Annotated in this window: 21 protein-coding genes; 16 read left to right on the top strand and 5 right to left on the bottom strand. The window is 67.0% G+C overall.

Features of this window, described 5'->3' with window-relative positions; translation table 11 throughout:
- Positions 1 to 42: 42 nt before the first annotated feature.
- From ptsP to mnmH, 5 genes are all read left to right on the top strand, one after another.
- Complete coding sequence (ptsP, locus tag ABNX08_RS01495; RefSeq protein WP_349605419.1) at positions 43 to 1,824, top strand: phosphoenolpyruvate--protein phosphotransferase; 1,782 nt, start codon at positions 43 to 45, stop codon at positions 1,822 to 1,824.
- Positions 1,825 to 2,038: 214 nt separating this feature from the next.
- Positions 2,039 to 2,344 carry a (2Fe-2S)-binding protein gene (locus tag ABNX08_RS01500; RefSeq protein ID WP_010814836.1) on the top strand — a complete coding sequence of 102 codons (306 nt, stop codon included), beginning with the start codon at positions 2,039 to 2,041 and terminating at the stop codon, positions 2,342 to 2,344.
- 127 nt (positions 2,345 to 2,471) lie between these two features.
- Positions 2,472 to 2,951, top strand: coding sequence for a bacterioferritin (gene bfr, locus ABNX08_RS01505; protein WP_022533401.1), 480 nt, complete (start codon positions 2,472 to 2,474; stop codon positions 2,949 to 2,951).
- 181 nt (positions 2,952 to 3,132) lie between these two features.
- Positions 3,133 to 4,176, top strand: coding sequence for a selenide, water dikinase SelD (selD, locus tag ABNX08_RS01510; RefSeq protein ID WP_022533402.1), 1,044 nt, complete (start codon positions 3,133 to 3,135; stop codon positions 4,174 to 4,176).
- Positions 4,176 to 5,279, top strand: coding sequence for a tRNA 2-selenouridine(34) synthase MnmH (gene mnmH / locus ABNX08_RS01515; RefSeq protein WP_349605422.1), 1,104 nt, complete (start codon positions 4,176 to 4,178; stop codon positions 5,277 to 5,279). Before selD ends, mnmH begins: the two co-directional genes overlap by 1 nt.
- Positions 5,280 to 5,285: 6 nt before the next feature.
- On the opposite strand, the gene ABNX08_RS01520 is transcribed toward mnmH, so the two are convergent.
- From ABNX08_RS01520 to gpmA, 3 genes are all read right to left on the bottom strand, one after another.
- The gene (locus tag ABNX08_RS01520; protein ID WP_022533404.1) at positions 5,286 to 6,050 is read right to left on the bottom strand and encodes a molybdopterin-synthase adenylyltransferase MoeB; all 765 of its coding nucleotides are present in this window, start codon (positions 6,048 to 6,050) and stop codon (positions 5,286 to 5,288) included.
- A gap of 269 nt (positions 6,051 to 6,319) precedes the next feature.
- The gene (locus ABNX08_RS01525; RefSeq protein ID WP_349605424.1) at positions 6,320 to 7,927 is read right to left on the bottom strand and encodes a S41 family peptidase; all 1,608 of its coding nucleotides are present in this window, start codon (positions 7,925 to 7,927) and stop codon (positions 6,320 to 6,322) included.
- A 194-nt stretch (positions 7,928 to 8,121) separates the two neighbouring features.
- Entirely contained in the window at positions 8,122 to 8,868 is a 747-nt protein-coding gene (gpmA, locus tag ABNX08_RS01530) for a 2,3-diphosphoglycerate-dependent phosphoglycerate mutase (RefSeq protein WP_349605426.1), read from the bottom strand.
- 190 nt (positions 8,869 to 9,058) lie between these two features.
- On the opposite strand from gpmA, the gene ABNX08_RS01535 reads away from it, so the two are divergent.
- The 5 genes from ABNX08_RS01535 to ABNX08_RS01555 all read left to right on the top strand — a co-directional run bounded on the left by ABNX08_RS01535 (position 9,059) and on the right by ABNX08_RS01555 (position 12,658).
- Positions 9,059 to 9,472, top strand: coding sequence for a rhodanese-like domain-containing protein (locus tag ABNX08_RS01535; protein WP_349605427.1), 414 nt, complete (start codon positions 9,059 to 9,061; stop codon positions 9,470 to 9,472).
- 91 nt (positions 9,473 to 9,563) lie between these two features.
- A complete protein-coding gene (gene grxC / locus ABNX08_RS01540; protein WP_022533408.1) occupies positions 9,564 to 9,821 on the top strand; it encodes a glutaredoxin 3 in 258 nt (85 codons plus the stop codon).
- A gap of 181 nt (positions 9,822 to 10,002) precedes the next feature.
- The gene (gene secB / locus ABNX08_RS01545; protein WP_022533409.1) at positions 10,003 to 10,521 is read left to right on the top strand and encodes a protein-export chaperone SecB; all 519 of its coding nucleotides are present in this window, start codon (positions 10,003 to 10,005) and stop codon (positions 10,519 to 10,521) included.
- A 103-nt stretch (positions 10,522 to 10,624) separates the two neighbouring features.
- Positions 10,625 to 11,641, top strand: coding sequence for an NAD(P)H-dependent glycerol-3-phosphate dehydrogenase (locus ABNX08_RS01550; RefSeq protein ID WP_041680929.1), 1,017 nt, complete (start codon positions 10,625 to 10,627; stop codon positions 11,639 to 11,641).
- A gap of 39 nt (positions 11,642 to 11,680) precedes the next feature.
- Positions 11,681 to 12,658, top strand: a complete 978-nt coding sequence (locus ABNX08_RS01555) for a tripartite tricarboxylate transporter substrate binding protein (protein WP_022533411.1) — start codon at positions 11,681 to 11,683, stop codon at positions 12,656 to 12,658.
- Positions 12,659 to 12,673: 15 nt separating this feature from the next.
- Here ABNX08_RS01555 and trmL read toward each other — a convergent pair whose 3' ends face one another.
- Both trmL and ABNX08_RS01565 read right to left on the bottom strand, forming a co-directional pair.
- Positions 12,674 to 13,144 (bottom strand): tRNA (uridine(34)/cytosine(34)/5-carboxymethylaminomethyluridine(34)-2'-O)-methyltransferase TrmL, encoded by a 471-nt coding sequence (gene trmL, locus ABNX08_RS01560; RefSeq protein ID WP_022533412.1) that lies wholly within the window; start codon positions 13,142 to 13,144, stop codon positions 12,674 to 12,676.
- Positions 13,145 to 13,233: 89 nt separating this feature from the next.
- On the bottom strand, positions 13,234 to 13,947 hold the full coding sequence (locus ABNX08_RS01565) for a ComF family protein (protein WP_349605430.1): 714 nt from the start codon (positions 13,945 to 13,947) through the stop codon (positions 13,234 to 13,236).
- Between ABNX08_RS01565 and ABNX08_RS01570 the strand changes: the two genes are divergently transcribed.
- The 6 genes from ABNX08_RS01570 to ABNX08_RS01595 all read left to right on the top strand — a co-directional run bounded on the left by ABNX08_RS01570 (position 13,936) and on the right by ABNX08_RS01595 (position 19,469).
- On the top strand, positions 13,936 to 14,889 hold the full coding sequence (locus tag ABNX08_RS01570; RefSeq protein ID WP_349605431.1) for a methyltransferase domain-containing protein: 954 nt from the start codon (positions 13,936 to 13,938) through the stop codon (positions 14,887 to 14,889). The genes ABNX08_RS01565 and ABNX08_RS01570 overlap by 12 nt on opposite strands.
- Positions 14,890 to 15,161: 272 nt before the next feature.
- On the top strand, positions 15,162 to 15,671 hold the full coding sequence (locus ABNX08_RS01575) for a DUF2244 domain-containing protein (RefSeq protein WP_022533415.1): 510 nt from the start codon (positions 15,162 to 15,164) through the stop codon (positions 15,669 to 15,671).
- 59 nt (positions 15,672 to 15,730) lie between these two features.
- Positions 15,731 to 16,984, top strand: coding sequence for a cytochrome c oxidase subunit II (gene coxB / locus ABNX08_RS01580; RefSeq protein WP_349605432.1), 1,254 nt, complete (start codon positions 15,731 to 15,733; stop codon positions 16,982 to 16,984).
- Between the two features lie 38 nt (positions 16,985 to 17,022).
- A complete protein-coding gene (gene ctaD, locus ABNX08_RS01585) occupies positions 17,023 to 18,630 on the top strand; it encodes a cytochrome c oxidase subunit I (protein WP_022533417.1) in 1,608 nt (535 codons plus the stop codon).
- A gap of 70 nt (positions 18,631 to 18,700) precedes the next feature.
- The gene (locus ABNX08_RS01590; protein WP_230626368.1) at positions 18,701 to 18,832 is read left to right on the top strand and encodes a cytochrome oxidase small assembly protein; all 132 of its coding nucleotides are present in this window, start codon (positions 18,701 to 18,703) and stop codon (positions 18,830 to 18,832) included.
- Positions 18,833 to 18,860: 28 nt separating this feature from the next.
- A complete protein-coding gene (locus ABNX08_RS01595) occupies positions 18,861 to 19,469 on the top strand; it encodes a cytochrome c oxidase assembly protein (RefSeq protein WP_349605433.1) in 609 nt (202 codons plus the stop codon).
- Positions 19,470 to 19,487: the final 18 nt, after the last annotated feature.

Consider the following 19,487-nt stretch of genomic DNA (forward strand, 5'->3'; position numbering starts at 1 on the left):
GGCCTCGACATAAATTCTTAAACGTTCCTGACGGAGCGGTACATGCCTTTCGCCTTGCACGGCATCCCGGTCTCGCGTGGCGTCGCCATCGGGCGCGCGCACCTGCTCGCGCCCGCGGCGCTGGATGTGACGCATTACCTGGTCGATGAAGACCGGCTCGACGCCGAGGTCGAACGGTTGCGCGCCGCGCGCGCCGCGGTACGGGCGGAACTGGCGGCGCTCAAGCGCGACCTGCCGCGCGACGCGCCCGAGGAGCTGGGTGCCTTCCTCGACGTGCACGCGATGATCCTCGACGACGAGGCGCTGGCGCGCGAGCCCGAGGGGCTGATCCGGGGCCGCCGCTACAACGCTGAGTGGGCACTCACCACGCGCCTCGAAGAGCTGATGCGCCAGTTCGAGGAAATCGAGGACGAGTACCTGCGCGAGCGCAAGACCGATATCCGGCAGGTTGTGGAGCGCATCCTGAAGGCGCTGGCGGGGGCCCCCGTGCTGGTGCCCGCGCCAGTGCCGGCGCTGGCCGCCGACGGCGAAGCCGCGCCTGGCGTGATCGTGGTCGCCCACGACATCGCCCCGGCCGACATGCTGCAGTTCCGCCACACCATCTTCCACGGGTTTGTGACCGACATGGGCGGGCGCACCTCGCATACCGCCATCGTCGCGCGCAGCCTGGATATCCCGGCCGCGGTCGGCGTGCAGAGCGCGAGCGAGCTGATCCGCCAGGACGACTGGATCATCATCGACGGCGACGCCGGGCTGGTGATCGTCGACCCGACCGCCATCATCCTCGAGGAATACCGCCACCGGCAGAGCGAGCGCGCGCTGGAAAAGAAGCGCCTGCAACGCTTGCGGCACACGCCGGCAGTAACACTGGACGGGCTCGAGATCGAGCTGCTGGCCAATATCGAGATGGCCGAGGACGCTGGCGCGGCGCTAGTGGCCGGCGCGGTCGGCGTGGGCCTGTTCCGTTCCGAATTCCTGTTCATGAACCGGCGCGACGAGCTGCCGGACGAGGACGAGCAGTTCCAGGCCTACCGCGGCGCGGTCGACGCCATGCACGGCCTGCCGGTGACCATCCGCACCATCGATGTCGGCGCCGACAAGCCGCTGGATGGCCGTGATGGCCGTGGCGACGGCCGCGGCGACGAGTTCGAGACCGCGCTGAACCCGGCGCTGGGCCTGCGCGCGATCCGCTGGTCGCTGTCCGAGCCGGGCATGTTCCTGACCCAGTTGCGCGCGCTGCTGCGCGCCTCGGCCTTCGGCCCGGTGCGGCTGCTGGTGCCGATGCTGGCGCATGCCAGCGAGATCGACCAGACCCTGGCGCTGATCGCGAAGGCCAAGCGCCAGCTGGATGAGCGCGGCGAGCCCTACGACCCGGGCATGAAGGTCGGCGCCATGATCGAGATCCCGGCAGCGGTGCTGCTGCTGCCGCTCTTCCTGCGCAAGATGGACTTCCTCTCCATCGGCACCAACGACCTGATCCAGTACACGCTGGCGATCGACCGCGCCGACAACGCGGTGGCGCATCTGTTCGACCCGCTGCACCCGGCGGTGCTACAACTGGTGGCGCGCACCATCCGCGAAGCCAACCGTGCCGGCGTGCCGGTGGCGGTGTGCGGCGAGATGGCGGGCGACCCGTCGATGACGCGGCTGCTGCTGGGCATGGGCCTGCGCGAGTTCTCGATGCACCCGGCGCAGTTGCTGCGGGTCAAGCAGGAGATCCTGCACGCCAACTGCCAGCTGCTCGAGCCGCTGGTCGACCAGGTGCTCAATGCCTACGACCCGGAGGAGCAGGCCGCAGCCCTGCGGCTGCTCGCGAGACCATGACGATGTCAGGGTTTTTTGATGACTGAATGCGGCATATGCGTCACAATTCACGCTTCGAAAGTGCCGCCATCGCCGCCTTCTTTTCCTGCCTTGTGCCGTTCTCCCGACCTCCTCGCGTGTGGCTTAATGGGAATTGTTATCATTTTGCATCTCTGATATTCTGACGTTCATTCGCAGTGGCATGCCGGTGCCACGCGCCCCACAGGAGGGAGTTGTGTACGTCTGTATCTGCAACCAGATCACCGATCGTGAGATTCACGGTGCCGCACACCTTGGCATCGAAACCCTCGACGAACTGGCCGAAACGCTTGGCGTTGGCACGTGCTGCGGCCGCTGCCGTGAGTGCGCGCACCAGGTGTTGCAGGAAGGCGTGGCAGCGGTGCGCAACGTCACCGTGGCGACCCTCGCCAACATCCAGGTTGTGGAGATTTCTTCCTGTTCCGCATCAGGCCCATGTACCATAATGGACACTCGGGACCCGGCAGTCGCGAACGACCAGCGCAAGGCGTTGGTTGCCTGAACGCGCCCATATGAACTGAAAGCCAGTTCACGGCGCGTTTTGCGCATTTCCTTTTTCACCGACTGCACGCGGCGCCATTGGCGCCGCTTCGTGTTTTTGCGCGGGCCCGATGCAACAGGAGCCGCCAATGAAAGGTGACAAGAAGGTCATCCAGCATCTGAACGCCCAGCTCAAGAACGAGCTGACCGCGATCAACCAGTATTTCCTGCACGCCCGTATGTATCGCCACTGGGGCCTGAAAAAGCTCGGCGACGTGGAGTACAAGGAATCGATCGGCGAAATGAAGCACGCCGACCGCCTGATCGAGCGCATCCTGATGCTGGACGGCCTGCCCAACCTGCAGGACCTGCACAAGCTGCTTTTGGGTGAAGACACGCCCGAGATGCTCAAGTGCGACCTGAAGCTGGAGCAGAGCGCGCACGCCACCGTCAAGGAAGGCATTGCCTACTGCGAATCCGTCGGCGATTACGTCAGCCGCGAAATCCTGGTCGATATCCTCACCGATACGGAGGAACATATCGAATACCTGGAAACGCAGCTGGACCTGATCGACAAGGTCGGGCTGCAGAACTACCTGCAGTCGCAGATGGAGCCAGGCGAGCAGTAAGCCGCCGTCTCCGGCGCGGCCGCTGCACAGGCGGCCCGCCCCAGCGCGCGGCGCCACCCGGCGCTGCCACCTTGCTTGCCTGTTTGCAGTAACCCTTCTCATTCCAATTCCTTTCTTCATCCAGGCGTGCCTGACCGGGTAGTGGCTCCTGCCCGGACAGGGCGCCGCGACGGAGCCAACCATGACCGATCCCATCCGCCTGACGCAGTACAGCCACGGCGCCGGCTGCGGCTGCAAGATATCTCCGAAAGTGCTCGACGTGATCCTCGCGGGCAGTGGTGCGCAGCATCTGGACCCGCGCCTGTGGGTCGGCAATGCCTCGCGCGACGATGCGGCGGTGTATGCGCTGGATGGCGCCGACGGCGAGCGGGGCGTGGTGTCCACTACCGACTTCTTCATGCCCATCGTCGACGATCCGTTCGACTTCGGGCGTATCGCCGCCACCAATGCCATCAGCGATATCTACGCGATGGGCGGCGATCCGCTGATGGCGATCGCCATCCTCGGCTGGCCCGTCAACGTGCTGCCGCCCGAGGTGGCGCGCGAAGTGGTGGCGGGCGGGCGCCGCGCCTGCGACGACGCCGGCATTCCGCTGGCGGGCGGGCATTCGATCGATGCGCCGGAGCCGATCTTCGGGCTGGCGGTGACCGGCATCGTCGAACGCGCGCACCTGAAGCGCAACGACACGGCCACGCCCGGTTCCCGCTTGTACCTGACCAAGCCACTGGGCATCGGCGTGCTGACCACCGCCGAAAAGAAGGGTTTGCTGCGCGCCGACAACCGTCACCTTGCGCGGGACTGGATGTGCGTGCTGAACCGGCCCGGCAGCGCGTTCGGGCGCCTGGCGGGCGTGTGCGCGATGACTGACGTCACCGGGTTCGGCCTGCTCGGCCACCTGGTGGAGATGGCCGACGGCAGTGGCCTGACCGCGCGGCTGGACTATGCCGCGGTGCCGGTGCTGGATGACGTGGTCGACTACATCGGCCAGGGCTGCGTGCCGGGCGGCACGCAGCGCAACTTCGACAGCTACGGCCACCGCATCATGCCGCTCACGGACGTGCAGCGCGCGGTCCTGTGCGATCCGCAGACCAGTGGTGGCCTGCTGGTGGCGGTCGAGCCTGCCGGCGAAGCCGAGTTCGTGGCTGAGTGCGCCCGCCTGGGACTGGCGCTGACGCCGGTCGGCGAGATGGTTGCGCGCGCCTCGCTTGCGGTCGAGATCCAGTGATGCGCGAAGACACCGCCGACCTCCGTACCCTGTTCCTCAGCGGCGTGGCGACGATGGATGTGCGCGCACCGCTGGAATTCGCGCGCGGCGCCTTCCCGGGGGCCGTGAATTTGCCGCTGATGGACGATGCCGAGCGGCACGAGGTTGGCCTGTGCTACGCGCAGAAGGGCCAGCAGGCGGCGATCGTGCTGGGCCACCAGCTGGTGTCGGGCGAACGCAAGGCGGCGCGGATCGCGGCGTGGGCGGAGTTTGCGCGCGCGCATCCGGATGGCTACCTGTACTGCTTCCGCGGCGGGCTGCGCTCGCAGCTGGTGCAGCAGTGGCTGCGTGAAGCCGGTGTCGACTACCCGCGCGTGACCGGCGGCTACAAGGCGATGCGAGGCTTCCTGATCTCGGCCATCGATACAGCCGCCGCCGAGCAGCGCTGGTTCGTGCTCGGCGGCCTGACCGGCAGCGGCAAGACCGACGTGCTGGCCGACGTGCCCGCTGCGATCGACCTGGAGGGCCATGCGCGCCATCGCGGCTCGGCATTCGGGCGCCGCGCACTGGCGCAGCCGCAGCAGGTCGACTTCGAGAACGCGCTGGCGATCGACCTGCTGCGCCATATCGACACAGGCTTCCACGCGCTGGTGGTGGAAGACGAAGGCCGCTATATCGGCAGCCGCGACGTGCCGCAGGCGCTGACGCAGCGCATTCAGGCAAGCCCGCTGGTATGGCTGGAGGCGTCGTTCGAGCAACGCGTGGAGCGCGTGCTGCGCGACTATGTGCAGGGACTGGCGGCGGAATTTCTCGCGGAGAAGGGTACGGCGGAGGGCTTCGAGGCCTACGCCGCGCGTCTGCGCGAAGCGATGGCCGCTATCGCTCCAAGGCTGGGCGGAGCGCGCTATGGCAAGTTATCGAGCCTGCTGGAGCAGGCGCTGGCGCGGCAGGCGGAATCCGGCGAGGTGGCATTGCACCGCGGCTGGATCGAAGTGCTGCTGCGCGATTACTACGATCCGATGTACGACTACCAGCGCGAGCAGCGCACGGCGCGCATCGTCTTCCGTGGTGACCGCGCCGCCGTCACCGACTGGCTGCTGGCGCACGCGGCGCCCAAGGAGTAGCTGCGCTCAGCGCCCCGCGCAGACCGGGCAATCCGGCGTGCGCGCCAGCCGCATCGTGGTCCATTCCATCGACAGCGCATTGACCATCAGCAGCCGGCCCGCCAGGCTGTCGCCGACGCCTGCGAGCAGCTTGAGCGCCTCGGCCGCCTGCACCGTGCCGACCATGCCGACCAGCGGCGCGAACACGCCCATGGTGGCGCAGGCCACTTCCGGCGCGGGCTCGGCCGGCGGGAACAGGCAGGCGTAGCAGGGCGCATCCGGCTGGCGGCGGTCGAACACGCTGATCTGGCCGTCGAAGCGCAGCGCCGCGCCCGACACCAGTGGCACCTTGTGGCGAACGCAGGCGCGGTTGACCGCCTGGCGCGTGGCGAAGTTGTCGCAGCAATCCAGCACCACGTCGGCCGTGGCCACCAGTTGGTCGAGCTCGGCATCGCCCACGCGCGCGGCCACCGTCACGATCTCCAGGCCCGGGTTGATGCGCAGCATGCCCTCGCGCGCGGAATCGACCTTGGGCCGGCCCACGTTGGCGGTGGTGTGGATGATCTGGCGCTGCAGGTTGGTCAGGTCGACCTCGTCGTTGTCGACCACGGTGATGCGGCCCACGCCGGCCGAAGCGAGGAAGGGCAGCGCGGCCGCGCCCAGCCCGCCCGCACCGATTACCAGCGCGTGGCCGGCCAGCAGCCGGCGCTGGCCTTCGATGCCGAGTTCGTCCAGCAGGATATGGCGCGAGTAGCGCAATAGCTGTTCGTCGTTGAGGCCGTCGTCGCTCATGAGGTAATCCCTCGAGTGCTGAAGAGGAGGGCGGTCTTGGGTGCTCCGTCTTGGGTGCTCCAAAGCCGCCCGAGCTAGCCTAAGCAAGGTGTTCTCCCTCTCCCCTCATGGGGAGAGAGTTGGGGAGAGGGGTGGGCTAGCAAGGAGTCACATCAAGCTAAGCCAACGGTTTGAACCCACCGCCGTCGGCCTTTGACCCTCCTGCCCTCTCCCCCTGCCTCTCTCCCGCAAGCGGGAGAGGGGAGCAAACCAGCAGCCTTGTGCAGGCCTCAGGGCGCCTTGCCCGTCGGCGTACCCAGCGGCTCGCCGATCGGCGCGCTGGCTGGCGGCTGCTTGCCGGGGGCCGGAGCGGCCGGCTTGGCGGCCGGGGCGCTGGCACCCTTGGCGCCGCTCTTGCCCGAGGGCTTGGCTGCCTTGCCGTTGTCGGCCGGCGGATTGGTTTCCAGCCGCGACTTGGAGCGCTTGACCGGCTGGCCATTGAGCTGGGCCACGGCTTGCTGCAGCATGAAGTCGTCGGCCGAGCCGAATTCCACCGGCTTCTTGCGGCGTTCCTTCTCGCGCTCTTCCGGCGTCTTCTTCGCGTTCTCTTCTTCCAGGCGGCGCAGTTCTTCCACCCGGCGCTGCTCGCGTTCGGTCATTTCCGGCTCTTCCGATTCCTGCTTGTTGTGCAGGTGGCGCTCGGTATCGATCTCCCGCGTGATCAGCGCGTCGTCCGGATCGCCTTCGGGGTTCTGGTCGACCGGGATGTCCGGGCGAATGCCCTTGGCCTGGATCGACTTGCCGCTCGGCGTGTAGTAGTACGCGATGGTCAGCTTGATGCCGGTGTCGTTGGTGAGCGGACGCACGGTCTGCACCGAGCCCTTGCCGAAGGTGGTCTTGCCCATGATCTGCGCGCGGTGATGGTCCTGCAGCGCGCCCGCCACGATCTCGGAAGCCGAGGCCGAGTAGGCGTTGGTCAGCACCACCATCGGGATCTTCTTGTAGATCGCGGGCAGGTCCTTGAGCGGATCGTCTTCCAGCGAGGACAGGCGGTAGTTGTTGTACGCCGCCTTGTAGACGCGCTTGGCATCGGGCACCTGGCCGTTGGTCGACACTACCGTGGCGTCGTTCGGCAGGAAGGCCGCGGCCACGCCGACCGCGCCCTGCAGTACGCCGCCGCCGTTGTTGCGCAGGTCCAGGATCAGCCCCTTCATGTTCGGGTTCTTCTGCGCCATCTCGGCCAGCTTGCGGGCCAGGTCGGAGACGGTGCGTTCCTGGAAGCTGGTGAGGCGAATCCAGCCGATATTGTTGTCGAGCATCTTGGCCTTGACCGACTGCACGCGGATCTCGGCGCGCGTGATCGAGACCGGGAAGGTGCGTTCCTCGCTCTTGCGGTAGATGGTCAGCGTGACCTTGGTGCCGGGCTCGCCGCGCATGCGCTTGACCGCTTGCTCAAGCGGCAGGCCGCGCACGGGTTTGTCGTCGATACGGGTGATCAGGTCGCCCGGCTGGATGCCGGCGCGGAACGCCGGCGTGTCCTCGATCGGGTTGATCACCTTGACCAGGCCTTCTTCCTGCGAGATCTCGATGCCGAGGCCGGCGAAGCGGCCGCGCGTGCCTTCCTGCAGTTCCTTGAAGTCTTTCTCGTCGAGATAGGACGAGTGCGGGTCGAGGCTGGCGACCATGCCCTTGATGGCTTCGGTCAGCAGCTTCTTGTCATCGACCGGCTCCACGTACTCGCGCTTGATCTGCCCGAAAATATCGGCCATCAGCCGCAGCTGGTCCAGCGGCAAGGGCCCCGATGAATTCTGGGCGGTCGCCGAGATCTGCAGCGTGGCGAGCACGCCGGCGACGAGGCCGACAGAGACTAGGCTGATGTTCTTGAGCGTCTTGCGCATGAGGGCTGCCTGAACGTGTACTTGGTGTACGGAGTGTACGTGTGGGGATTATGCCGGCTGCGGCCGCCCGGCGCTGGGCGGTTTGTCCGACAGTATAAGTCCGAGCGTAGAATGGGGCCTGCCGTGCCCCGGTTCAGGGTGGGCGGCCGCACATGCGCGTACACATGCGCCTGTGGGGGCCGCCCGGACCAGCTTCAGCGTGCCTTGCCCTGGTTGGCCACGGCCGCCAGCGAGGCGGCGATGGCTTCCTGGTCGCCCAGGTAGTAGTGGCGCAGGGGGCGCAGGTCGGCGTCCAGCTCGTACACGAGGGGGGTGCCGTTGGGAATGTTGAGTCCGACGATTTCGTCATCCGAGATCTGGTCCAGGTACTTTACCAGCGCGCGGATACTGTTGCCGTGCGCGGCAATGACCACACGCTTGCCGGATTGGATGTCGGGGGCGATGGATTCGTTCCACAGCGGCAGCACGCGCGCGACCGTGTCCTTCAGGCATTCGGTCAGCGGGATCTCGTTGCGCGGCACATTGGCGTAGCGCGGATCGTTGAACGAGGCGCGCGGATCGGTCGGCTCCAGCGCGGGCGGCGGGGTGTCATAGCTGCGGCGCCACACCAGCACCTGCTCGTCGCCGAACTTGGCGGCGGTTTCGGCCTTGTTCAGGCCGGCCAGCGCGCCGTAGTGGCGCTCGTTCAGGCGCCATTCGTTGCGCACCGGGATCCACATCAGGTCCATTTCGTCCTGCACGTGCCACAGCGTGCGGATGGCGCGCTTGAGCACCGAGGTGTAGGCGATATCGAAGCTGAAGCCGGCATCCTTGAGCAGCTTGCCGGCCAAGTTGGCCTGGGCCGCGCCGGTTTCGGTCAGGTCGACGTCGACCCAGCCGGTGAAGCGGTTTTCAAGGTTCCACGTGGATTCGCCGTGGCGGATAAGGACGAGCTTATACATGCTGCTGCTTCCAGAGAGTAGATAACCTGTGCGTGCGTCCGCGCCGTCACCCCGAGTGAGCTCATGGCTTTCTAATGTGAACTCCATGTCTCAGGCAGGCGACAATGGCGGCTGGCCATGCAGCGGCAGGCCCCGGACGCCAAACCGCGTATTTTATAATGCCGCCGACCCAACCTACCGGAATGCCAACGTGAATTTCTTTGCCGACTATAACAACCTTGCCCTGATCGCCCTAGCCGTGGTCTCGGGCGGCCTGCTGGCCTGGCCCGCGATCTCGCGCAGCACCGGCGGCAAGACCGTCAATATGGCCGCCGCCACCCAGCTGATCAACAAGCGCGGGGCGGTGGTGGTCGACATCCGCGAGCCCGCCGAGTATGCCAAGGGTCACCTGCCGCAGGCCAAGAGCGCCCCGCTTGCCGAGCTGGCCTCGCGCGCGGCCGGCCTTGCAAAGGACAAGTCGGCCCCAATCATCGTCGTATGCCAGACCGGCCAGCGCTCGGGCAAGGCCCAGGCAGCGCTGAAGGAAGCCGGTTACAGTGAGATCTACGCGCTCGAGGGCGGCATCGCCGCCTGGCAGCAGGCAGGTCTGCCGCTGGTGAAGTAATCCCGGCAACTCCGGCCCGTATTCCGTTACACCGTGCGCCGCCCGGCCCAAAGCCGGTGCGCGCGCCGCATTGCATTCAAGGAGAACCCGCATGGCCCGCGTCGTCATGTACAGCACCGTGGTGTGTCCGTTTTGCGTTATGGCTGAACGCCTGCTGAAGTCCCGCGGCGTGGAAGCAATCGAGAAGATCCTGATCGACCGCGAACCCGGCAAGCGCGAAGAGATGATGTCTCGCACCGGCCGCCGCACCGTACCGCAGATCTACATCGACGATACCCACGTGGGCGGCTTCGACGACCTGTCGGCGCTGGACCGCCAGGGTGGCCTGGTGCCGCTGCTGGCTGCCTGAGCGCCCCGCGACTGCTGCTCGCTCGGAACCGTCTGATTCCGGGCCGGCTTTGTCCCGGCGCGGGTGAAATCGCCACCCGCGTCATGTACCATATGCGTTTTCCAACCGGGCACCGGCCAGCCCTGCACCCATCAGGGGCTGCCGCCGCCGCGCCCAACGCCCATCTTCCCGGAAGCCTTTCATGAGCGACCAGCAAAACACCCAGCAGGACGATCAACCCTTCTTCAATATCCAGCGCGTCTACCTGAAGGACATGTCGCTGGAGCAGCCCAACTCGCCGGGCATCTTCCTGGAATCGGAAGCCCCGTCGGTGGAAGTGCAGGTCAACGTCGGCGCTTCGCAGCTGCAGGAAGGCATCTTCGAGGTGGTGGTGACTGGCACCGTGACGACCAAGGTGCAGGACAAGGTCGCCTTCCTGGTGGAAGCGCACCAGGCCGGCATCTTCGATATCCGCAACGTGCCGGTGGAGCAGCTCGACCCGCTGCTGGGCATCGCCTGCCCGACCATCCTGTATCCGTACCTGCGCAGCAATATCGCCGACGTGATCACCCGCGCCGGCTTCCAGGCCATCCACCTGTCGGAAATCAACTTCCAGGCGCTGTACGAGCAACGCCTGCAGGCGGCCATGGAAGAAGCCCAGGGTGCCGAAGGCGGCAGCAGCGGCATCGTGATGCCCGACGGCAGCCAGGCTCGCCACTGATTCCGGCGTCCGGAGTCATGCATCGGAACGGGGCTGCGGCCCCGTTTCGCCATTTGGGCTCCGGGACTACTATCGACTGCGCCCATCCTCCGTGCGAGCTCCCATGAAACTGACCTTCCTTGGTGCCGGTGCCTGGGGCACCGCCCTCGCCAGCCATGCCGCGGCCACCAATGACGTGGTGCTGTGGGGGCGTGACCCCGCCCAGCTCGCCACCATCGCCGCCACGCGCGAGAATGCTGCCTACCTGCCGGGCGTGACGTTGTCCGAGCGGCTCGCGGTGCAGGCGGATTTCGAGCTTGCGGTGGCGCATGCCGCGGACGATCCGGACGGCATCGTGGTGGTGGCCACGCCGGTGTCGGGCCTGCGCGAGATGACGCGCCGGCTCGCCACGCGCAGCGCGCGGCCGGTGACGATGCTGTGGCTGTGCAAGGGCTTCGAGTCCGGCACGCACCTGCTGCCGCACCAGATGGTGCGCGCCGAGCTGGACACCGCCGGGCGCACCGATGGCTTCGACTACGGCGTGCTGACCGGCCCGAGCTTCGCCCGCGAAGTGGCGCAGGGCCTGCCGTGCGCGCTGACGGTGGCGGGCAGCGTGCCGTCGCTGGCCGAGCGCGCGCAGGCGGCCTTCCACCACCACGCCATGCGCATCTACGGCAGCGACGACCTGACCGGCGTGGAAGTGGGCGGCGCGGTCAAGAACGTGCTGGCGATCGCCACCGGCGCCAGCGACGGGCTGGGCCTGGGCCTGAACGCGCGCGCCGCGCTGGTGACGCGCGGGCTGGCCGAGATGACGCGGCTGGGCCTGGCGCTGGGCGGGCGGGTCGAGACCTTCATGGGCCTGGCTGGCGTCGGCGACCTGATCCTGACCGCCACCGGCGACCTGTCGCGCAACCGCAAGGTGGGGCAGCAACTGGCGGCGGGGCAGAGCCTGGACCAGATCCTGGCCGAACTGGGCCATGTGGCCGAGGGCGTGCGTTGCGCGCAGGCGGTGGCCGAGCTTGCCGCCGCGAACGGTGTCGAGATGCCGATCGCCCGCGCGGTGTGCGCGGTGCTGTTCGACGGGCTGAGCGCCGCCGACGCGGTGGCGCAGCTGCTCCAGCGCGACGCGCGCGACGAGTGACAGCGCGCGCGACCCAACCTTCCTGACGATACTTCCCGCATGCCTACCCGCCGACACGTGCTGATCGCGCTTGCCGCTGCCTGCGCTGCCGGCGCTTCCGCCAGCGTGCTCGCCCAACCCTGGCCCGCCCGGCCCATCCGCATGGTGGTGCCGTTCCCGCCGGGCTCGTCGCCCGACCTGATCGCGCGGATCGTGACCGAGAAGCTTGCGACTGCGCTGGGCCAGCCGGTGGTGGTGGAAAACCGCCCTGGCGCCGGCGGTAATATCGGCACCGGCATGGTGGCGCGCGCCACGCCCGATGGCTACACGCTGGTGTTCACCATCAACGGCCCGCTGGTCACCGCGCCGACGCTGTCGCGCAACCTGAACTACGATCCGTTCCGCCAGCTCGCGCCGGTGACGCTGGTGGCGACCTCGCCCAACGTGCTGGTGGTCGACGCACGCCTGCCGGTCCACAACCTGCGTGAATTCGTCGCCCTGGCCCGGTCGAAACCGGGCGAACTGAACTATGGCTCGCCCGGCAACGGCAGCGCCTCGCACCTGGCGATGGAGCAGCTCAAGGCGATGGCGGGCATCGAGCTGCAGCACGTGCCGTATCCCGGCTTCCCGCAGGTCACCACCGCGATGGTAGGGGGGCAGGTGCAGGCGGGCTTCATGGTGCCGGCGATCGCGATGCCGCAGGTCAATGCCGGCAAGCTGCGCGTGCTGGCCGTGACCACTACGGGCCGCACCGCGGTGCTGCCGTCGGTGCCGACGGTGGCGGAATCCGGCTATCCGGGTTTCGAAGCGATTTCGTGGCAGGCAGTGCTGGCACCGGCGGGCACGCCGCAGCCAGTGATCGACCGGCTCTACCGCGAACTGGTGGCGATCATCGGCAGCGCCGACGTGCGCGACAAGATGCGCGCGCAGTATTTCGTGCCGGCCGGCACCGCGCCGGCGTCGCTGCGCCAGACCATGGCGAGCGAGAAGGCGCGCTGGGACAAGGTGATCCGGGCGGCCGGGGTGCAGCCGGAATAAACGGTGCGGCGGCGTTCAGCTTCCGCCCGCGAACCCGTTCTGCCGCCACGCTTCAAACACCACCACCGCGACCGTATTCGACAGGTTCAGGCTGCGGTTGTCGGGCCGCATCGGCAGCCTTATGCGTTGCGCCGGCGGGAACCACTCGCGCCGCTCGGGTGACAGGCCGCGCGTCTCGGAACCGAACACGAACCAGTCGCCCGGCCGGAATTCCACCTGGCCGAACGGTGTCGAGCCGCGCGTGGTCAGCGCGAACATGCGCGTGGGATCTGGCTGTTCGCTGGCCATCAGCGCGTCCCAGCTGTCGTGCACACGCATGGTGGCGTACTCGTGGTAATCCAGCCCGGCGCGGCGCATGCGCGCGTCTTCCAGCGGAAATCCCAACGGTTTGATCAGATGCAGCTGTGCACCGGTGTTGGCGCACAGGCGGATCACATTGCCGGTGTTGGGTGGGATTTCCGGTTCGACCAGGACGACGTTGAACATGATGCGGGGGGTATCTCGGGCGCCGGGTGCCGCCCTTCGTCAGAACGGTGCGCAGCTTACCGCGCGCACCGCTCACTGTCATCCCGGCCCTATGGCGTGCGCAGCGCCACGATTACGCTGACGTGGGCAGCGCCGTGCGCTTTGAGCACGCGGGCCGCTTCGTGCAAGGTGGTGCCGGAAGTCATGACATCGTCGACCAGCGCCACATGCAGCCCGTCCAGCCGTGCGGGACGCGCCAGCCGGAACGCATCGCGCAGGTTCACCTGCCGTGCCGCCAGGTCCAGCGCACGTTGGCTGCCGGTATCCCGCTTGCGCTGCAGCAGCACCGGATCGGCGCGCAGGCCAAGACCGCGCGCCAGCGGCCGCGCGATCTCCCAGGCCTGGTTGAAGCCGCGCGCGGCGAGGCGCTGTGGCGACAGCGGAATGGGTGCAACCAGGTCGGGCGGCCCAAGCCGGGCGCTGGACCACGCCGCCGGCAGCCCGGCCGCGAGCCGGGCCGCCAGCCAGCCCGCCAGCGGCAGCGCCTGGCCGAACTTGAGCGCCAGCACCAGCTGGTCCTGCGGCGAGGCATAGTCGCCCAGCGTGCAGGCGTGGTCGAACGCGGGCGGCATCGCGGCGCACGCCGGGCAGCTGAAATGGCGCCCCAGCGCCAGCGCGCTCCGGGCGGCCAGCGCGGCGCGCGCGTATACTTGCCGTCCGGCCGCGGCCCATCGGGCAAGGCGGCCGCGTTCGCCCGGCGCCCGTGCCTGCACCTGTGCCGCTTCCTGGTCTTCTTGCTGCCCTGTCTGTCCGTGTCCCTGCATGCCGCTGAATCCCCCGATGCTTTCCTGCCGCCCGCGCGCCTGACCCGGCTCGCCTTTGACCGGCGCAGCCGCGGCTTCGGCCAGCTGGACTTCCTGCTGGGCGAGATCGGCCGCCGCATGCAAGAGCGCATGGAGGTGATCCGCCTGGCGCCGCAGCGTGCGCTGGATATCGGCTGCGGCCACGGCCAGGGCCTGGCGGGGCTGCGCGCGCGATTTCCCGATGCGCAGATCGCGGGGCTCGATATTTCCGGCGCGATGCTGGCCGAAGCCGGCCAGCGCGACCCGCAGCGCCGTCCGGGCTGGCTTGGGCGCATGCTAGGCAAGCGGCCCCTGTTCGACCTGGTCCAGGGCGATCTTGCCACACTGCCTTTTGCGCCCGCGAGCTTCGACCTGCTGTGGTCCAACCTGGCGCTGCACTGGCATCCGGAGCCGCACCGTGTGTTCCCGGAGTGGCACCGCGTCACGCGCGACGAGGGGCTGGTGCTGTTCTCGCTGTTCGGCCCGGATACGCTCAAGGAGCTGCGCGCGGCCTTTGCCGAAGTCGACGACGCGCCCCATACGTTGCGCTTTGTCGACATGCACGATATCGGCGACATGCTGGTGCACAGCGGCTGGTCCACGCCGGTGATGGACATGGAAACGCTGACCGTGACCTACGAGTCGCCCGCCACGCTGCTGCGCGAGGTGCAGGCCTTCGGCGGCCTGCGCGGCCCGGCGGGCGCGTTGTCGCAGGGCCTGCGCGGCCGCGGCTGGTACCAGGCGCTGACCCAGGCGCTGGAGCGCCGGCGCAACGCCGATGGCGTGATCCCGCTGACCTTCGAGATCGTCTACGGCCATGCGTGGAAGCTGGCGCCGCGCGGCGGCCAGGCGCTGGACGAGCAGGGCCGCGCCGTGGTGCCGCTGGACCAGATCGGCCGTGCAAGGCCGCGCAAGGCAGGTTAAAACAGAGTTAACTTGCGCGTGCGACAGATTGCCGCAGAGTGAGCGCTGGCGCGGCGTGCAGGGAGATCGCGGGGCGTTTGTGCATGCACAGAATCAAGCGGGGCGCAAGCCTTCCGGTCAAGGTGCGCCCTTGTCCGTGTAGGGGAAGCGCCCTATAATGCGCCAGTTTGTCGCAGTGGTCCCCTGGCACAAGAACGTCCTGGTATTGCACCCGCACTGTGCAACCCGGGCGCCATCGTCCCGGGTGTGCATCCGATGCAGAGTGGTTGGCGATGCAAGACTTGGGTATCGCACTCCAGACGGCAGGTGGTGACTCCGGCGGAAATCTCGACGGACCTCTCCCCGCGCCCCACGACTGGCTGATGAAGCGAAATTGCTCGCTGTCTCCACGCCAGGTCGGCTGGTTTTACCTCTCGATCCTCACTGTTTCGCTTGCCATCGCGTTGTTTTTCGCGTGGCAAGGGTCCTGGCTCGTGCTGCCGTTTGCCAGCATCGAGCTGATCGGGCTGGGGATCGCGCTGCTGGTGTATGCGCGCCATGCGACAGACTATGAGCGCGTCAGCATTACCGACGGCATGCTGGTCGTGGAGACAGCCAGCGGCACAAAGGTGACGCGCCAGGAATTCAACCCGCGCTGGGTGCGGGTCGAACTGGGTGAATCGTTCCGCGCGCTGGTGACGCTGCGCTCGGGCGGGCGTGAGGTACAGGTGGGGTGTTACGTGGACCCGTACCGGCGACGCAAGTTCGCGCAGGAGCTCGCAGCGGTCCTGCGTCGCCTCTGAGGAGGCGGCGGGGGCGGAGGCGGGGACAGATCTGAATCTGTAAATTGGGTAGATAACAAATGAAAATGTGGAAGAAGGCATCCGCAGTTTGTCTGGCAGGTGTGTCCCTGCTTGCCAGCCAGGCGGCGTCCGCGGTGAGCGACATGCCGGGCGGCCCCGCCGTGCGCCAGCTCAACCTGACCGAGCCGGTTACCAAGATCGCCGAACAGATTCACTGGCTGAACTGGATGATGCTGATCATCTGCACGGTGATCTTCGTCGCGGTGTTCGCCGTGATGTTCTATTCCATCTTCACGCACCGCAAGGCCAAGGGCTCCAAGCCGGCTTCCTTCCACGAGAGCATCACGGTGGAAGTGGTCTGGACCATCGTCCCGTTCCTGATCGTGATCGCGATGGCCCTGCCGGCCACCAAGACCGTGGTGGCGATGAAGGACACCACCAACTCCGACATCACCATCAAGGCCACCGGCTACCAGTGGAAGTGGGGCTATGACTACCTGAAGGGCCAGGGCGAAGGCATTTCCTTCGTGTCGACCCTGACCACCCCGCGCGAGCAGATCAACAACGAGCAGCCCAAGTCCAACACCTACCTGATGGAGGTGGACAACGAGCTGGTCGTGCCGGTCAACAAGAAGATCCGCATCGTCACCACCGCCAACGACGTGATCCACGCCTGGATGGTTCCGGCCTTCGGTGTCAAGCAGGATGCGATCCCGGGCTTTGTGCGCGACACCTGGTTCAAGGCTGAGAAGGTCGGCGTGTACCGCGGCCAGTGCGCCGAGCTGTGCGGCAAGGAACACGCCTTCATGCCGATCGTGGTGCGCGTGGTGTCCGATGCCGACTACACCAAGTGGGTCGACGGCAAGAAGAAGGAGCTGGCGGCCAAGGCCGACGACCCCAACAAGACCTGGACGCTGGACGAGTCGAAGGTGCGCGGCGAGAAGATCTACGCCGCCAACTGCGCGGTCTGCCACCAGCCCAACGGCAAGGGCGGCGGCGCGTTCCCGGCGCTGGACGGCGCCAAGCTGGTCAACGGCCCCAAGGCCGGCCAGATGCACATCCTGCTCGAAGGCAAGGGCGGCATGCCCTCGTGGAAGCAGCTCTCGGATACAGAGCTGGCCACGGTGATGACCTATACGCGCAACGCCTGGAGCAACAAGACGGGTGAAGTGATCCAGCCGAGCGACTTCGTGGGTGCCCGCGCGGGCAAGTTCCCGGAAGGCGGCGGCGCGGCAGGCGGCGCGGCTCCCAAGGCCGAAGCCAAGCCTGCAGACAAGCAGGCCAGCCTCGCGGGCGACCGCGTCGCGGGCTGACCCGCTGAAGACAGAACAGGATTAGAGGAGCATTTGCGATGAGTACTGCTACCCCGGACGCGCTCGCCCATCCGCACGATCATGCGCATGACGACCACGCGCACGATCACCCGCATGGCTGGCGCCGCTGGCTGTTCGCCACCAACCACAAGGACATCGGCACGCTGTACCTGCTGTTCTCGTTCATCATGCTGCTGTCCGGTGGCGTGCTGGCGCTGCTGATCCGCCTGGAGCTGTTCGAGCCCGGCCTGCAGTTCTTCCGCCCCGAGCTGTTCAACCAGTTCACCACCATGCACGGGCTGGTGATGGTGTTCGGCGCGATCATGCCGGCCTTCGTGGGCTTTGCGAACTGGATGATCCCGCTGCAGGTCGGCGCGTCCGACATGGCGTTCGCGCGCATGAACAACTTCAGCTTCTGGCTGCTGCCGCCCGCCGCGCTGCTGCTGGCCGGCTCGTTCTTCGCCCCGGGCGGCGCCACCGCCGCCGGCTGGACCCTGTACGCGCCGCTGTCGGTGCAGATGGGCCCGGGCATGGACATGGCCATCTTCGCCATGCACATCATGGGCGCGTCGTCGATCATGGGCTCGATCAACATCATCGTGACCATCCTCAACATGCGTGCCCCCGGCATGACGCTGATGAGGATGCCGATGTTCTGCTGGACCTGGCTGATCACCGCCTACCTGCTGATCGCCGTGATGCCCGTGCTGGCCGGCGCCATCACCATGGTGCTGACCGACCGCCACTTCGGCACGAGCTTCTTCTCGGCCGCCGGCGGCGGCGACCCGGTGATGTACCAGCATATCTTCTGGTTCTTCGGCCACCCCGAGGTTTACATCATGATCCTGCCGGCGTTCGGGATCGTCTCGCACGTGGTGCCGGCGTTCTCGCGCAAGCGCCTGTTCGGCTACAGCTCGATGGTGTACGCCACCGCCTCGATCGCCATCCTGTCGTTTATCGTGTGGGCCCACCACATGTTCACGACCGGCATGCCGGTGACCGGCCAGCTGTTCTTCATGTACGCGACCATGCTGATCGCGGTGCCGACGGCCGTGAAGATCTTCAACTGGATCGCCACCATGTGGCGTGGCTCGATGACGTTCGAGACCCCGATGCTGTTCGCGATCGGCTTTATCTTCGTGTTCACCATCGGCGGCTTCACCGGCCTGATGCCGGCGGTGGCTCCGATCGACATCCAGCTGCAGGACACCTACTTCATCGTGGCGCACTTCCACTATGTGCTGGTGGCCGGCTCGCTGTTCGCGCTGTTCGCGGGCTTCTACTACTGGGGTCCGAAGTGGAGCGGGTTCATGTACAACGAGACCCGCGGCCAGATCCACTTCTGGGGTTCGCTGATCTTCTTCAACGTGACCTTCTTCCCGATGCACTTCCTGGGCCTGGCCGGCATGCCGCGCCGCTATGCCGACTACCCGACCCAGTTCGCGGATTTCAACGCGATCGCGTCGCTCGGTGCGCTGGGCTTCGGCCTGATGCAGGTGTATTTCTTCTTCTTCGTGGTGCTGCCGTCGTACCGTGGCGGCGAGAAGGCCGCGGACAAGCCGTGGGAAGGTGCCGAGGGCCTGGAGTGGACCGTGCCGTCGCCGGCGCCGTTCCACACCTTTGAAGTGCCCCCGCAGGTCCGCTGAAGCGGCACCAGCGTAATCAGGCAGCGGGAGGCGGCAGCGTCCGCCTCCCGCGCCAGCAGGTAAGCAAATGATGCAGGCTCCAGACAAAAACCCATCACACCCGGACCAGAAAGCCGCCAACCGGCGCCTTGGCCTGATCCTGCTGTCGATCGTGGTGGTTTTCTTTTTGGGGTTCTTCGCCAAGATGGTGTTCCTTGGCTGAAGTGGCCGGGTAGCTGCAGGATAGCGAGATGAGCATCGACCAGCAGGGCAGGGAAGCAGACAAGCGGTTCAACCGCGGCATGATGCTGCGGCTGGTCGTGATCGTGGCCGTGATGTTCGGCTTCGGCTATGCGCTGGTGCCGCTGTACAAGAAGATCTGCGAGATCACCGGCATCAACGTGATCACCACGCGCGAGCTGCACGGCGCGGTGAAGAACACGCAGGTCGACAAGAGCCGCACCATCACGGTGGAGTTCGACTCCAATGCGCGCGGGCCTTTCGCCTTCCGGCCGGTGAAGAACAGCATGGAAGTGCATCCTGGCGAGATGGCGACGATCGTCTATGAAGTTGCCAACGGGCAGCCGCGCGATATCTCGGCGCAGGCGATCCCGAGCTACGCGCCCAAGCAGGCGACCCAGTATTTCATGAAGCTGGAGTGCTTCTGCTTCAAGCAGCAGACGCTCAAGGCAAAAGAGGCGCGCGAGATGCCGGTGGTGTTCGTGATCGATCCCGCGCTGCCCAAGGATGTGAAGAACATTACGCTGTCGTACACCTTCTTCGAGGTGGGCACGCCGGTGGCGCAGGCGCCCGAGGGCCTGCTGGCGCCGCAGCCGGCGCCGGCAGGCAAGGGCATCTGAAGCCGGCCGGCGCGGCAT

Origin of the sequence: Cupriavidus sp. DF5525 (assembly GCF_040149425.2) — a bacterium.
In the GTDB taxonomy this organism is placed as follows: domain Bacteria; phylum Pseudomonadota; class Gammaproteobacteria; order Burkholderiales; family Burkholderiaceae; genus Cupriavidus; species Cupriavidus pickettii_A.